Origin of the sequence: Dyadobacter sp. LHD-138 (assembly GCF_030929615.1) — a bacterium.
Classification (GTDB): domain Bacteria; phylum Bacteroidota; class Bacteroidia; order Cytophagales; family Spirosomataceae; genus Dyadobacter.
The window spans coordinates 54,714-70,131 of record NZ_JAVFVU010000011.1 but is presented as its reverse complement, the minus strand read 5'-3'; the positions used below and the strand labels follow the sequence as shown (position 1 = coordinate 70,131).

Annotated in this window: 11 protein-coding genes; 7 read left to right on the top strand and 4 right to left on the bottom strand. The window is 44.2% G+C overall.

Translation table 11 applies throughout. From position 1 onward, the window contains the following. Positions 1-54: 54 nt before the first annotated feature. A complete protein-coding gene (locus RB622_RS10030; protein WP_308046415.1) occupies positions 55-885 on the bottom strand; it encodes an aminotransferase class IV in 831 nt (276 codons plus the stop codon). A 357-nt stretch (positions 886-1,242) separates the two neighbouring features. Here RB622_RS10030 and RB622_RS10025 point away from each other — a divergent pair, with 357 nt between their 5' ends. After that, positions 1,243-2,217 carry a polyprenyl synthetase family protein gene (locus RB622_RS10025; RefSeq protein WP_308046414.1) on the top strand — a complete coding sequence of 325 codons (975 nt, stop codon included), beginning with the start codon at positions 1,243-1,245 and terminating at the stop codon, positions 2,215-2,217. Positions 2,218-2,282: 65 nt separating this feature from the next. Next, positions 2,283-2,903: a rhomboid family intramembrane serine protease gene (locus RB622_RS10020; RefSeq protein ID WP_308046413.1), complete on the top strand. Its 621-nt coding sequence runs from the start codon at positions 2,283-2,285 to the stop codon at positions 2,901-2,903. Here RB622_RS10020 and RB622_RS10015 read toward each other — a convergent pair. The 3 genes from RB622_RS10015 to RB622_RS10005 all read right to left on the bottom strand — a co-directional run bounded on the left by RB622_RS10015 (position 2,895) and on the right by RB622_RS10005 (position 9,137). After that, positions 2,895-3,554, bottom strand: a complete 660-nt coding sequence (locus RB622_RS10015) for a phosphatidylserine decarboxylase family protein (protein WP_308046412.1) — start codon at positions 3,552-3,554, stop codon at positions 2,895-2,897. The two genes, RB622_RS10020 and RB622_RS10015, sit on opposite strands and share 9 nt — an antisense overlap. A gap of 158 nt (positions 3,555-3,712) precedes the next feature. After that, complete coding sequence (secA, locus tag RB622_RS10010) at positions 3,713-7,057, bottom strand: preprotein translocase subunit SecA (RefSeq protein ID WP_308046411.1); 3,345 nt, start codon at positions 7,055-7,057, stop codon at positions 3,713-3,715. Between the two features lie 166 nt (positions 7,058-7,223). Next, entirely contained in the window at positions 7,224-9,137 is a 1,914-nt protein-coding gene (locus RB622_RS10005; RefSeq protein ID WP_308046410.1) for a mucoidy inhibitor MuiA family protein, read from the bottom strand. 242 nt (positions 9,138-9,379) lie between these two features. Here RB622_RS10005 and RB622_RS10000 point away from each other — a divergent pair, with 242 nt between their 5' ends. From RB622_RS10000 to RB622_RS09980, 5 genes are all read left to right on the top strand, one after another. Beyond that, positions 9,380-9,610: a PspC domain-containing protein gene (locus RB622_RS10000; RefSeq protein ID WP_308046409.1), complete on the top strand. Its 231-nt coding sequence runs from the start codon at positions 9,380-9,382 to the stop codon at positions 9,608-9,610. Between the two features lie 183 nt (positions 9,611-9,793). Then, complete coding sequence (locus tag RB622_RS09995; RefSeq protein WP_308046408.1) at positions 9,794-10,972, top strand: acetyl-CoA C-acyltransferase; 1,179 nt, start codon at positions 9,794-9,796, stop codon at positions 10,970-10,972. Positions 10,973-11,154: 182 nt separating this feature from the next. Next, complete coding sequence (locus tag RB622_RS09990; protein WP_308046407.1) at positions 11,155-12,159, top strand: glycosyltransferase family 2 protein; 1,005 nt, start codon at positions 11,155-11,157, stop codon at positions 12,157-12,159. After that, entirely contained in the window at positions 12,156-13,274 is a 1,119-nt protein-coding gene (locus RB622_RS09985; RefSeq protein ID WP_308046406.1) for a glycosyltransferase, read from the top strand. Before RB622_RS09990 ends, RB622_RS09985 begins: the two co-directional genes overlap by 4 nt. 205 nt (positions 13,275-13,479) lie before the next feature. Beyond that, a complete protein-coding gene (locus RB622_RS09980) occupies positions 13,480-15,297 on the top strand; it encodes an acyl-CoA dehydrogenase family protein (protein ID WP_308046405.1) in 1,818 nt (605 codons plus the stop codon). Positions 15,298-15,418: the final 121 nt, after the last annotated feature.

Sequence of the window (15,418 nt, the reverse complement as noted above, 5' to 3'; positions counted from 1 at the left end):
CCGGTCCGACGGCTTTTTCGCCGTCGGACCGGTAATAAAAGCTACCTCCCGCGGTTATTTCCCCCAGTCAGCTACCAGTTTTTTAAACAAATCCTGCAACAAAAGCGTACGTTTGCCCACCTTCCCATCACCCACAGAATTATCTCCAATCTGAACAATCGGCATAACCCATTTTGTCGAACTTGTCGTAAAAGCTTCATCCGCTGTTTCCAGTTCAGCATAAGCGAGCGGCCGGACTTCAACATGGAAATGTTCCGCTGCCAGTTCCAGCACCACTTTACGCGTGATACCGTTCAGGATGTTACTATCCGATGTAATCAGCGTATCGCCCCGGAAAATGAAAAAATTACTTCGCGTCAGCTCACTCACCTCTCCGTCTTTGTGGAAAAGCAAATCCGCCGCACCTTGTTCTTTTAACGCATCAGCCATTAAAACCATATGAACGTAATTCGTGGTTTTAATTTCCGGTAAATCACGGACATAGGGATAAGGCAACACTTTAATACCCTTTAACAAACCGGCCGGATTGTCCTGGGGCAGCGCCTCCGTCCGGATCAGAAAATTTGGTTTTACCACATGCACACTGTCCGGCGCATAACCGCCTGTTAATACGAAACGGAAAGCCACCTCGGCTTCACCGGATAAAGCGTGCAGATCGGCCAGGATTTTGGCAGTTTCTTCCTGACTCACCGGCAACGGAAGCTTCAACAGTTTTGCGGAGTTTTCAAAACGCCGCCAGTAATCATCCCAGCGAAAAGGAATACCGTTGTAAGTCCGGAAATAATCAAACATGCCATAACCACGCAAAACACCAAGGTCGTTTGACTTGAAAACAGTTGAATCTAACGGAGAAATTTCTCCGTTGAAATAAAGATGAAAAGGCATCAGAAAGTTATTTTAGCCTGGAATGCTCGCAGTTGAACCAATAATTCTTCACTTGGACTGGTACCAATGCGGGCACTCACGGCACGAAACATATTAGCTACGGTCAAATATGACAATAATATTTTTTCAATTAATCCGTCAATCCAAATAAATCGGCCATTGCCCTGATTACGCTATTTTTTATTAATTAAATACAGGACATTTTTTCTCCCGTACAACATAAATAACCATTCATCCACTAACCTTTGAGTTTCTCGACAGGATTTAGCTATTTTGCGTACTTCTCTGAAAAAGAGAAAATCATGACCAAAAGAATTCTTTTCCCATACGTTTGAGAAACGTAGTAAATACCCACGAATGACAACAACAGAGCATCTGCTGCAGACCCTGCAAACTGAAATAGATCAAACTTCCTACGGCGAATCTCCTGCCGAACTTTACGAACCGATACGTTATATCATGGCTTTGGGCGGCAAACGTTTCCGCCCGCTTTTGACTTTACTGGCTGCATCGTTGCATACGGATGACTGGAAAAAAGCGCTAAAACCGGCCATTGCGGTTGAAGTTTTTCACAATTTCACCCTGATGCATGACGACATCATGGACCGTGCACCGCTTCGTCGCGGCAAACCCACCGTACATGAAAAGTGGAATGCCAATACAGCGATTTTATCCGGTGACGTGATGCTGATCCGTGCTTATGATTTTTTGATTGATACAAAAAAAGAAGATCTTAAACTGGTATTAAGCCGTTTTAACCAGACAGCCGCCGAAGTTTGCGAAGGCCAGCAGCTGGATATGAATTTCGAAACGCGCTGGAACGTGACGGAAGAAGAATATCTGGATATGATACGCCTTAAAACTTCCGTTCTGCTGGGCTTTGCACTGGAACTTGGCGGAATCATAGGCGGAGCATCGCCGGAAGCCACACGGCTCCTGTATGAGGCAGGAGAAAGCATGGGAATCGGTTTCCAATTGAAGGATGATTTGCTGGATGTGTACGGCGATCCTGCAAAATTCGGAAAACAGGTGGGCGGAGATATCATTGCTAACAAGAAAACGTTTTTACTGATAGAAGCCCTGGCCAAAGCGGAAGGGGATACCGCATCGGAATTGAACCGGTGGCTATCGGCTGAAAATTTTGACAAAGAAGAAAAGGTAACGGCGGTAAGGGGAATATATGATACGCTGGACATCCGGTCGTTAACCGAACATAAAATCAATGACTACTTTACCAAAGGCATCAGCTGTCTGGAAAGGTTACCGGTGGAAGAAGGCCGCAAAAAGCCGCTGCTTGAATTCGTTCACCAGTTGGTGCAGCGGGAACAGTAGCGCCTGCCCAAACTATAATACCGCCGATGGTCGGCTTTCACATTTAATTTATTAAAGCAAAAATCATGTCAATTACGCTCATACTCATTATAATAACCTCAGGGATCAGTTATTACGCGTTGCAAAACCCGCTCACGATGGATAAGCTGATCATGAACCCATACAAGGTTACGAAGCGGAATGAATATTACCGGTTTGTAACTTCAGGCTTTATTCATGCCGATTTCGGGCATTTGATATTCAATATGCTGACGTTGTGGTTTGTCGGAGAAGGGATCGAGCGGCTTTTCGCCATGCTTTTTGGCACGAACGGAGCGGCTTATTATTTGTTCCTGTACATGGTAGGGATCATTGTTTCGGATATCCCGACATTTTTGAAACACAAAACCAATTCAAATTATAACTCACTGGGGGCTTCGGGAGGTGTTTCGGCCGTTTTGTTTGCCGCTATTCTATACGCGCCTTTGATGGATATTTATCTGTATTTCTTCATCAAACTGAAGGCATTTATCTTCGGTGGGCTGTTTCTTGCTTATTCCATCTATGAAGGGCGCCGTGGCAGAAGTTATGTCAACCACAGCGCCCATATTTATGGTGCAGTATTCGGGATGGTATTTATGGCCGTTGTTTATCCTTCCGCCGTACCCGATTTTTTTGCACAGATCTTGTCGTGGCGGTTATTTTAATTCTGCCAGTACCGTGACACTACCGACGGTTTTGTCCTGAAGATTTACTTTAATTTCTGCATCCAGCGGAACATAAATATCAACGCGGGAGCCAAATTTGATGAAGCCCATTTCAGTGCTTTGTTCAACTTTGTCTCCCTCTTTTACGTACCAGCGGATACGGCGCGCAGCTGCACCGGCAATCTGGCGGAAAAGAATATCCACACCCGAATCCGTACGTGTCACAACCGTGGTGCGTTCATTTTCCGTACTTGATTTAGGATGCCAGGCCACCAGATATAATCCCGGATGATATTTAAAATATTTGATCACGCCGCTTACCGGGTTCCAGTTCACGTGCACATTGATCGGCGACATGAAAATGCTGATCTGACGTCTTGGTCCCTTGAAATATTCCGTTTCCACCACTTCTTCGATCACTACCACTTTTCCATCACAGGGCGCGATGATCTGGTTCAGACCTTTGGTCACAACCCGGGAAGGGACACGGAAAAACTGTACAATCAGGAAGAAAATAACAACGCTGGCAATCAGGGCAATTCTCGGGACCCAATATCCGTCCGGAAGAAGATAGCTGATACCTGCGTTAATTAAAATCAATATAACGGCGGCAACCGCCATGATGGTGTAACCTTCTTTATGAAGTTTCATGAAAGGGGAATTTCGTTCGCTTTTAGTCTTTGAAAATACAAATATCGTATAAATCTTGATTTTACGCCTATCAAAAAGCCTTGCCAATCTAATTTAGAGAGGCAAGGCTTCTGATTTTCAAGTCAAAATTTTATCATTCTCAAAACAGAATGAATATATTATTCTATCACGACACAGTCGCCGTTTTTCACTTCGTGTTCAACTTTTTTGTATTTCACATCACGTAAAACACGTCCGTCGCGGTATTGTACCGATACTTTCTGATTACGGTCTGCAATTTTATCCACTTTCACAGGATGCGATTTCGTCGATGATTCCATCTGACGCGCATATTCGCTTGGTCCGTCAAAATCTGTATCAAAATCTTCTTCACGGTTGGTGTGAAGCTCAGGTGCAGGCGTTGGACGTCTTACCGTTTGCTGCACAACCGGTGCCGGAGCCGCTTCTTCCTGCGGAATATCCGCCTTCATCAGGAAGGATATCATGTCAAAATTTACTTTGCTCAGGAATCGTTTGAACAACTCAACCGATTCGAATTTATAGATCAACAAAGGATCCTTTTGTTCGAACACGGCATTCTGAACCGATTGTTTCAAATCATCCATTTCACGAAGGTGCTCTTTCCATTCCTGATCGATCAGTGAAAGAACAATCGCTTTTTCCATTTCATGGGTAATCTCATGACCATTGTTTGCCAATGCTTTCTTAAGATTAACCACAATACCAGTCTGGCGGATACCATCGCTGAACGGAATCATAATCTCCGTGATCGTCGCGCCACGTTCCGAATAAATGGATTGCAAAATAGGTAATGCCTTCTCAGAGATTGCCTGATTTTTATCCTGATATTGTTTCTCGGCAGCTTCGTACAAACGCTGAGAACGTTCCTGCGGTTTCAGCGAAACGTAGTCATTTTCACTGAAAGGAAGTTCAATTCCCAGAGTTGTGATGGTTGCCAGGTCAAGTTCCGCGTAGGTTCCTGCGTTAGCAACCACTTCTTCACAAACGTCATAAAGCGTATTGGCAATATCAACAGCCAGACGATCTCCGAACAATGCGTTGCGGCGACGAGTATAAATGGCATCACGCTGGTAGTTCATCACGTCATCATATTCCAGAAGACGTTTACGCATACCAAAGTTGTTTTCTTCTACTTTTTTCTGGGCGCGTTCGATTGATTTGGTAATCATGCTGCTCTGGATCACTTCACCTTCTTCCAAGCCCATTTTATCCATAACCTTCGCCATACGGTCTGAACCGAAAAGACGCATCAGGTTATCTTCCAATGAAACAAAGAACTGAGAAGAACCCGTATCACCCTGACGACCGGCACGACCACGAAGCTGTCTGTCAACACGACGGCTTTCATGACGTTCTGTACCCACAATCGCCAAACCGCCTGCTGCTTTCGCTTCCGGGGTCAGTTTAATATCCGTACCACGACCCGCCATGTTGGTTGCGATCGTTACGGTTCCTGGCTTACCAGCTTCGGCAACAACTTCCGCTTCCTTCTGGTGTTGTTTCGCGTTCAAAACCTGGTGTGGTATTTTACGCAGGGTAAGCATACGGCTGATGATTTCCGAGTTTTCAACCGAAGTGGTACCAACCAGTACCGGGCGGCCCGCTTCAACCAACTCTACGATTTCATCCGTAACCGCATTATATTTTTCACGAACCGAACGATACACTTTGTCTTCCTGATCCTTACGCACCGCCGGCACGTTGGTAGGAATCGAAACTACGTCCAGTTTGTAGATTTCCCAGAATTCACCTGCTTCCGTCTCCGCTGTACCGGTCATACCGGCAAGCTTGTGGTACATACGGAAATAGTTCTGAAGGGTTACCGTCGCATAAGTCTGTGTGGCATCCTCCACGCGCACATTTTCTTTTGCCTCAATCGCCTGGTGAAGACCATCCGAATAACGACGGCCATCCATGATACGACCAGTCTGCTCATCAACGATCTTAACTTTTCCGTCCATCAGTACGTATTCCACATCTTTTTCAAAAAGTGTATACGCTTTCAAAAGCTGGTTAACAGTATGGATACGTGCCGTTTTTACAGAATAATCACGAATTAAAGCTTCCTTCTGCATCACACGCTCCTGCTCGCTCAACGACTGATCTTTTTCAATGACATCCAGATCAACGGCAATATCCGGAAGGATAAAGAAGTTTGTCTGTTCGGATTCGCCGGTCAGGAAGTCAATTCCTTTTTCGGTTAATTCGATGCTGTTATGTCTTTCGTCGATGGTGAAATAAAGCGGCGCATCAGCCTGAGGCATCAGTTTCTGGTTTTCTGCCAGATAAATCGATTCTGATTCCTGCATCAGCTGCTTGATACCCGATTCACTCAGATATTTGATCAAAGGCTTATACTTTGGCATCCCGCGATGCGCACGGAAAAGTGCCAGAGAACCTTCTTTTTTATCACCGGCAGCGATTTTCTTCTTGGCTTCGTTAAGAAGATCCATCGCCAGTTTTTTCTGTGCTTCAACGATTCTTGAAACACGGGGTTTAAGCTCAAGATATTCCTGCTCGTCACCACGGGGTACCGGTCCGCTGATGATCAATGGCGTACGCGCATCATCGATCAAAACGGAGTCAACCTCATCGACCATCGCGAAATGGTGTTTTCGTTGTACCAGTTCGTCCGGCGTCCGTGACATATTGTCACGCAGGTAGTCAAAACCGAATTCGTTATTTGTTCCGTAAGTAAGGTTCGCCTTGTAAGCGTCGCGGCGTGCCTGTGTGTTTGGCTGGTGGCGGTCGATACAATCAACGCTCATGCCGTGGAATTCAAAAAGAGGGGCATTCCATTCCGCATCACGTTTTGCAAGGTAATCATTCACCGTAACGATGTGAACGCCTAAACCTGCCAGGGCATTAAGAAACGCCGGCAAAGTAGCCACAAGCGTTTTTCCTTCCCCTGTTGCCATCTCAGAGATTTTCCCCTGGTGCAGTACCAAACCACCGATAAGCTGCACATCATAATGCTGCATATTCCATTTGATAGGCTGGCCAATTACGTCCCAGGTACTGTTCCAAACGGCTTTATCACCATGAATAGTAACATTTGTCTTCGTCGTTGCTATTTCACGGTCAAAGTAAGAAGCGTTCACTTCCAGACTTTCATTTTCTTTGAAACGACGCGCCGTATCCTTCACAATCGCAAAAGCTTTTGGAAGAATATCCAATAATATTACTTCAAGTTCTTTATTCCGGTCAAGCTCAAGGGTATCAATTTTTTTAAAGATCACCTCTTTCGTGTCGACATTCGGCTCGTCATTAGCTTCCTCCCGCAGGGTGGCAATCTGATCATCAATTGCTTTCAATCCTGCGGCTATATGTGCTTTCAGACCTTCTGACTGCGCTCTAAGTTCATCGTTAGACAAAGAAACCAGTTTCGCGTATTCCGCGTTGACCAAAGCAACGTAAGGAGTCAGATCCTTCAAATCGCGCTCGGATTTTGTGCCGAATAGCTTCGAAAATATTTTAAACATGATGGTATATGTATTGTGAATCGTTCAATTTATCTAAAAAATATCACGCCTGAATGCGTCAAAATGCCAGATTGTCAGCTACTCAGATCATTTTTCAAATGCAAATGTAATTTATTGCGGATAGTAATTACCAACAAATACAATAATCCTAAGGGTATTTTAATCTTTATTCCCTGGTTACATAACCTGTACGAGGATATTTGACCGTGTATTTGAGGTTCAGTTCCTTACTCTGGCCGGCTGGTAAAACGAGCGACCAAATCACTTCTCCGGTTGTGTCATCAACCTTCGCTTCCGGTGCAGACTTATCTGAAACTTCTACCTCCTTATTCTTCGACAGCGGGAACTGATCCTTCACGACAATCCTCACCGGGACCTTTTTCGTATTTCGAACCGTAATTTTATAGGCACGGTTTTCCGTGACATTGTTTCCAAAAAGCTGTTTCTTAGTAAACGTTTTAAGCTGCTCTCTTTGTACAATAACCGAGCGGTCCGGACCAAAAGAAAAACTTAAAGTATCTGCCGCAGATTCCACATCAAGCCTTGTTTTACCGACATAACTGTCTTCCAGAAACAAATTCACATCACCACTCAAAAGACTTAGGTTATTCCATGTGGGCAGATAAGCGTTCAGATATACATCCGGCTTGACCTTCGGAAAACTTATGTATTCATAATAGCTATCCGCCACATTTTCAGTTTTAATATCAACCGCATAGGTTTTCCCGTCAGACAGCAGGGTGTAAGCAACTGGAATTTCATAGGTAACGCTTGTAGCAGCTTCGCGTTCGCTGGTTTCGAGTTTCGTCACGCTTCCCCCTCTGATACTTATTTCAGCCTGGCTCATAGCCATTGATTTATGCTTTACCTGATCTCCATAGCCTACTACAACAGTTTCGTTTAACGCGCTTATCTCTGGCCTTAATAATACATCCATTCTACTTGACGTAATACCTCTCGTCTGCGTTTGATAACCAATAAAAGTAAAAGTCAGTACAGCTTGATTATTGGCCAGATTAGGCGGAATGGAAATCTGGTAAAATCCATTTGCATCTGTGACAGCACCTATATTTGTCCCTTTAATTAAAATCGATACACCGGCCAATGCATTATTTTCCTGGTCTTTAACAAAACCACTGACCTCAGATATCCCACCCACGACCGGCAGATTATCCTGAGATTGGTTTTTGTACATACTATAATCATTAGGAAACCCCCAATACCAGGTTTTAAGCTGCGGAATGATGGATCTGCCTCTCGGATTGGCTGTGGATAAGGTAAGTTTCACTTTTTTCCAGTCTTCACCGGAATATTGAAAAACACTGGCTTTATAATGAAGTACCAAGGGCCCAGAAAGATTCGTCGCCTTCGCATCATATACCGGATACCAACCTGCATCGGCAACATAATAGGTCAAATCCAGATCTGTTTGCGTGAGTTTTTTAACAGAAATCTGGATAGCCACTTCTGTCGTACCTTTTTGAGCTTCCGTCTGTAATGGTGTCAACTGCTCGCCAACACGTTTCAAATCTTCTTCCAGTTTTTTAATGTTGTTAACCGTTTTTAATTTTTCTGCCAAAATCTCCGTCAGCCTCTTTCTTTGGAAGTCAATCGCCTCTTTTAAGTCCAGCGTTTTAAGCGTCACATTGGCCCCGCCGATCTGCTGGTTTTTGACCAGCATTTCCTCTTCCTGTTTGTACACATTTTGCATCCCGCGCTCATAAGTCAGCTTGTCATGGATAAGATCGCGCTGGTCTTCCAGAAGTTTGATCGATTTTTGCCGTTCGCCTTCCTTATTATAGTTGCTTCTTGGTAAGACGGACAAGATCGTTAAATCTCCAACACCACTCAGCCGGACACTTTCTTTGTCAACCGAGCTTGATAAATTTTTAAAAACCAGTTCATGAAGTCCTTCTTCCAGAGCTATCGCCATACCCCGTGTTACCTCGGCGCCGTTGCGGTACAACGTTACCTGTTTTATTTTGCTGTCAATATCGTGCGTTTTCTGCGAGAATGCGTTTGTCGCCAGCAAAGCGGCAAACAATGTCAGGACACCTAATTTAATGCGAAACAATTTCATATGGCTGACCGATTGAGGATTTTGAAATATACAACAGGAGAAAAGGTTACATATTTTCTCCCGATTTCAACATTTTTTCAGCAAATATCAAAAAGCCTGACAAAACATTATTCCGGCTCGCATGTTCTTCATCAAAAAAAACCACTTTTCATGGCCCTAAACCATTCATACAGATTTATAGCAACTACTATGTATCACCTAGTACCTTTGAATCAACAATAACAAAGAAAACGAACATAGCCATGAACAACAATAGATTATTCCGCGACGTAAATAACAAAGTAATAGGTGGTGTAGCTGCCGGTTTGGCCAATTATCTACAAATTGATGTAACAATTATCCGGATACTTTTAGTGATGGGATTTTTCGTCCCGGTGCACTTCCCGGTCTTCATTTTTTACATTGTGATGTGGATTGCGATGCCAAAAGGAGTCAAAACCTCCAATCAAATACAAAGCTCAGCCATGCATTAACACCTTCATCAGCAAACTGTATTACCAGACCGCCGGGATAAAACTATTCCGGCGGTTTTTTGTTTTACTTATAATTATTAATTTTACGATAGTATGCAGGCATACTAATTTCTATCGCCTGATTCTGATCACCTGAAAGTACATTCCAAACTCAGTCATTGACTTAAAAAACCATATAATTCTATGAATGCATACATTGTTGCCGGTTATCGTACTGCGGTAGGAAAAGCATCTCGTGGCGGTTTTCGTTTTACCCGCCCGGATAATCTTGGCGCGGACGTGATCAAACATATTCTGAAAAAAATACCGCAGCTGGATCCGGTCCGTGTGGATGATGTGATTGTTGGAAATGCCGTTCCCGAAGCCGAACAAGGCATGCAGATGGGGCGCTATGTTGCTTTATTAGCTCTTCCGCAAAGTGTTTCAGGCATTACAATCAATCGCTATTGTGGCTCAGGGGTTGAAGCGATTGCCATGGCTTCCGCTAAAATCAACGCCGGAATGGCCGATTGCATCATTGCCGGTGGTACAGAATCCATGTCGCTGGTGCCAACGATGGGGTGGAAAACAGCATTGAATTATGAGATTGCGCAGAACCATCCGGATTATTATCTGAGCATGGGATTAACTGCCGAGCAGGTTTCCAAAGATTTCAACATCAGCCGCGAGAGACAGGATGAATTTTCTTTCCAGTCGCACCAAAAAGCGTTACGTGCGCAGAAAGAAGGCTGGTTTGAAAGCGGCATTGTCCCGATAAAGGTGCAGGAAACCTATTTCGATCCAATTTCCGGCAAGAAAAAAATAAAAGAAACTGTTGTTGATAAAGACGAAGGTCCACGGGCGGACACGACGCTTGAAGCCTTGAATAAACTGCGCCCGGTATTCGCTGCCGGTGGCTCTGTAACGGCCGGAAATTCTTCCCAGACATCAGACGGCGCTGCTTTTGTCCTGGTAATGTCTGAAAAGCTTGTGAATGAACTGGGCTTAAAACCAATAGCCCGCATGGTATCCTATGCCACAGCTGGTGTGGATCCGCGTATTATGGGCATAGGGCCGGTGGCTGCCATTCCCAAAGCGTTGAAACAGGCTGGACTGAATCTGGCAGATATAGAACAAATTGAATTAAACGAAGCATTTGCTGCCCAGGCCCTGGCGGTAATTCAGGAACTGGGTATCAATCCTGAGATTGTTAATCCGAATGGAGGCGCTATTGCCTTAGGTCACGCGCTGGGTTCTACCGGAGCCAGACTTTCCGTGCAGCTTTTCAATGAAATGGAACGCAGAAACCAGAAGTATGGCATGGTAACGGCCTGCGTCGGTGGCGGACAAGGCGTTGCCGGCATTTTCGAGCGCTTGCATTAGCATATATATTTTTTATTATCAGCACATTACAAATCTCCACTGAAGATAAGGCTATCTTCGGTGGAGATTTTTTCATGACCATTCAATAATAAAATCGTAATTTTTATTTGTCTCCAGGGAAGATTTGCTTGTCTTCCGTGGAGATTCTTTATTTTTGCTCATTAACTATACGCCGCTAATTCATGGATGTATCCATTATTATAATTAATTACCGAACACCACAGCTCATTATCAATTGTTTAAAATCCATTTATGAATTTACATCCGGTGTTAAGTTTGAAATTATAATTGTCGATAATGACCCTGAAAATGGAGGCGGGAATTTGGTACGTGCGGTTTATCCGGAGATAAAATGGATTGACATGTCGTACAACTCGGGGTTTGGAAGGGCAAATAACGCAGGAATAAAGGCAGCTGAAGGCCGTTACTTTTTAATCCTGAACGCCGACACACTCGTGACCGACAATGTTATCGGGCGCTGTATGGAAAGAATGGATGAGCGTCCGGATATTGCGGCGGCTGGTGCTTTGCAGCATTACGCGAATGGCACACCAATGCCGTTTTATAAGAGTTTTAACGAATTTCGTAAAACCTTTTTCATCTTACCACCCAGTGGTTTTGCTGACAAGATATTAAACAAATTATACCCTGAACCAAAATACAGCGATTCCGATCAGTATGATTGGCTCGTTGGCGCATTTGTATTTGTAAGAAAGGAAACCGTTGAAAAATCAGGCGGATTTGATGAGGACTTCTTTATGTACGGCGAGGATGTCGAATGGTCGGCCCGGATGGGAAAACAGGGTAAATTGTGCTATTTCAAAGACTGTACCTTCATACACCTTGAAAACGATAACCCTTTCCGCCGTACAAGCATTTCCTGGATCAACCGGTTCAGCGCGCAGATGCAGGTATCCAACATGTTGTGGGTTCGGAAACAATATGGTGTGGGTGCATATCTTTTGATGATCCTTCACTACCTCACCATGATCCCCGTAATATTTGTGTGGAAAATGGTCCTCAACGTCAAAAACAATGGAAGCCCTTTCAGTGATTTAAAAACTCAAGGCATTTTTACCCGTAAGACTGGGGTTTTACTGAATTATTTCTGGCCAACATTATTGGGCAAAAAGAATCTGTTTAAAATAAAATCCTCCGAAAATATAGACCTAATTAGCCAGTCATGAACGTTAGTAGCAGTCGTCGTAAAATTTTATTTTTCACACCCTATGCAACGCGCACAGGATCGGAAATGCTTATTTATTACATCCTTAAGTACCTGGACAGGAGTAAATTTGAAGCCGGACTCGTTTGTTTTGCCCATGGAGAACTACTCAATGACCTGCCTGCAGATATCCCCGTTTTTATGGCACCGGGGAAGTTCTCTTTAACCGATAAAATTGCTTTTCACCTGGGTTTCCATCCGACGACCAGGGCCATAAAAAAAATTTCCACCGCATTTAAAGCGGATCTTTGGTACATTAATACCATCATGCTCGCTGACGTCGTCAAAATAGCATCAGAATTGCAGATTCCAGTGATTTCACATATTCACGAGCTGTCTGCAATGTATTCTCAAATCAGCAGCAAAGATTTTGAAACCGTTTTAACGAGCTCAAACCTGCATATTGGCTGTTCCGACATCGTTTGCCAGTGCCTCGAAGAATCCGGAAGTACCCATGTAAAAAGACTTTACCCCTTTGTTGACCTGAACGAAATACATCCGGATCCTGAAAAAGTAAAACAGATCCGGCAGGAATGGGGTGCCGGCCCCGATGATTTCGTGTGGATTATGTCGGGTACAACATCCGAGCGAAAAGGCTTTGATTTACTCCCTGAGATTGCGCTGCAGATACCGGAAGGCTCAAAAATTCATCTCGTTTGGGTCGGACATTCCAGTGACGACGGGCTGGTTTACTGGACCAAAAGGCGCTGTGCAAAGTTAACAAACGTAAAAGTCCACCTGATCGGCGCGAAAAAAGCCGACTATTATTCCTACATGGACGCAGCTGACGGGTTTATGCTCACATCCCGACAAGAACCTTTTGGTATGGTGCTCGTGGAAGCTGCCTGGCTGGGCAAACCAATCGTTTCTTTCGCAAGCGGCGGACCCTCTGAATTTATCACGCCGGAGCTTGGCACGGTGGTCCCCAATCTGGATATTTCCCTTTTTGTGTCCAGTATGATCGCGTGGAACAACAAATTAACAACTTTCAATAAAGACCTTTCGCGTCGGAAAGCACAGGAATTTAGCGTGGAAAACGGAGTTGCACAATGGCAAAAAATTATTGAACAATTTTAACAGATCATCAGTCATTAACCATTTCCTGATTAAGCGTAAAAGAGCCGTTTTTCACGCATTTAATTAATCCAATACTTCAAAAATTTTTTCCTATTGGTATGCTTGCATAATATTAGGAAAGAGAATATATTTGCTACACACAATATAGTATGCAAGCATACTATATTCGTTCCAAACTTTTAGTCAAATCCAAAAATCAATCATCATGGCTGTTGCAGAAGGTAAAAAAACGTCGATCAAGGGAGGTGAATTTTTAATAAAGGAAACCCCGGCATCACAGATTTTTATTCCGGAGGAGTTTAACGAGGAACAGCAAATGATCGCCGATACCTGTCGTGATTTTCTGCGTACAGAAGTTTGGCCGCGTCTTGACGAAATCGACCAGGCGAAAAGTCCTGAACTGATGTCCTCGCTAATGGATAAGGCTGGTGAACTGGGTTTGATGGGCACTGTGGTTCCGGAAGAGTATGGCGGGTTCGGGATGAATTTCAACACTTCCATGCTGGTTGCGGAAGCCACCGGTGCAGGAAATTCATTTTCCGTGGCACTCTCCGCGCATACAGGCATTGGCACTTTGCCCATTGTGTATTATGGAAACGAAGCACAGAAATCTAAATATTTACCGCAACTGGCGTCCGGGGAATGGAAAGCCGCGTATTGCTTAACGGAGCCTGATTCCGGATCGGATGCAAATTCCGGAAAAACAAAGGCCAAACTCAGTGAAGACAGGAAGCATTATATCCTCAATGGCCAAAAAATGTGGATAACCAATGGCGGTTTTGCTGATCTTTTTATTGTTTTTGCGAAAGTGGTTGAACCCAACGGAGAGACGGACAAACATCTCAGCGCCTTTATTGTTGAAAAAACGTTCGGCGGTATTACCATGAATGAGCCGGAACACAAAATGGGCATTAAAGGCTCTGATACACGTCAGATTTTCTTTAACGACTGTGCCGTACCGGTAGAAAACATGCTTTCTGAACGCGAAAACGGCTTTAAGATCGCGGTGAATATTTTAAACATTGGACGGATAAAACTCGCCGCCGCGGCCCTTGGAGGTTCCAAACAGGTAGCACGACAGGTGATCAATTACGCCAATGAGCGTAAACAATTTGGTATCTCCATTTCCAGTTTTGGTGCGATCAAACATAAACTGGCTGAAATGGCTATCCGTATGTTTACCACGGAATCTGCGGCATACAGAGTAGGACAAAACATTGATGACCTTATCGTTGCGTTGCAAGAAAAAGGTTTGAGTGATGCCGATTCCAAATTGAAGGCACTGGAAGAGCTGGCTATCGAATGTGCGATCATGAAAGTGCATGGATCGGAAGTTTTGGATTATGTCGTGGACGAAGGTGTTCAGGTGTATGGCGGCATGGGTTATTCCGCTGATGCCCCGATGGACCGTGCGTACCGCGACAGCCGGATCAACAGGATCTTTGAAGGAACCAATGAAATCAACAGATTACTCGTTGTGGACATGCTTTTAAAACGCGCGATGAAAGGTCAGCTTGATCTGATGGGTCCGGCGATGGCCGTTGGAAAGGAAATTATGTCAATTCCGGATTTTGGACTGGATGAAGATGAAACCCTATTCGCTGCCGAGAAAAAAGTGATCAGGAACCTGAAAAAGGCCGTGTTGATGGTAGCCGGATCGGCCGTTCAAAAATTCATGACAAAACTTTCCGAAGAACAGGAAATTATCATAAACCTCGCCGACATGGTTATTGAAACCTATGCGGCTGAATCTGTTCTTTTGCGTGTTGAAAAACGGATCGGTCTGCTTGGTGCGGACGCCAGCACCTTGCACAAAGATATTGCACAGGTTTATTTACATGAAGCCGTAGAGCGTGTTAACAATGCCGGAAAATCTGCAATAACCAGTTTTGCCGAAAGCGATGAATTGCGGGTGATGCTGATGGGTTTGAAAAGATTTACCAAAATTGAACCAGTCAACCTGAAAGACGCCCGTCGCCGGATCGCCGATGCATTGATTGCCAAAAACGACTATATTTTTTAAAAAAACAGGTATACCGAACTTATTGCACCGTGTATTATTAACCTAACTGTTAAATAATATTAAAGAAAAATCAGGTTTGAAACCTGCACAACTAAAAACCAATACGATTAATTTATAAGGC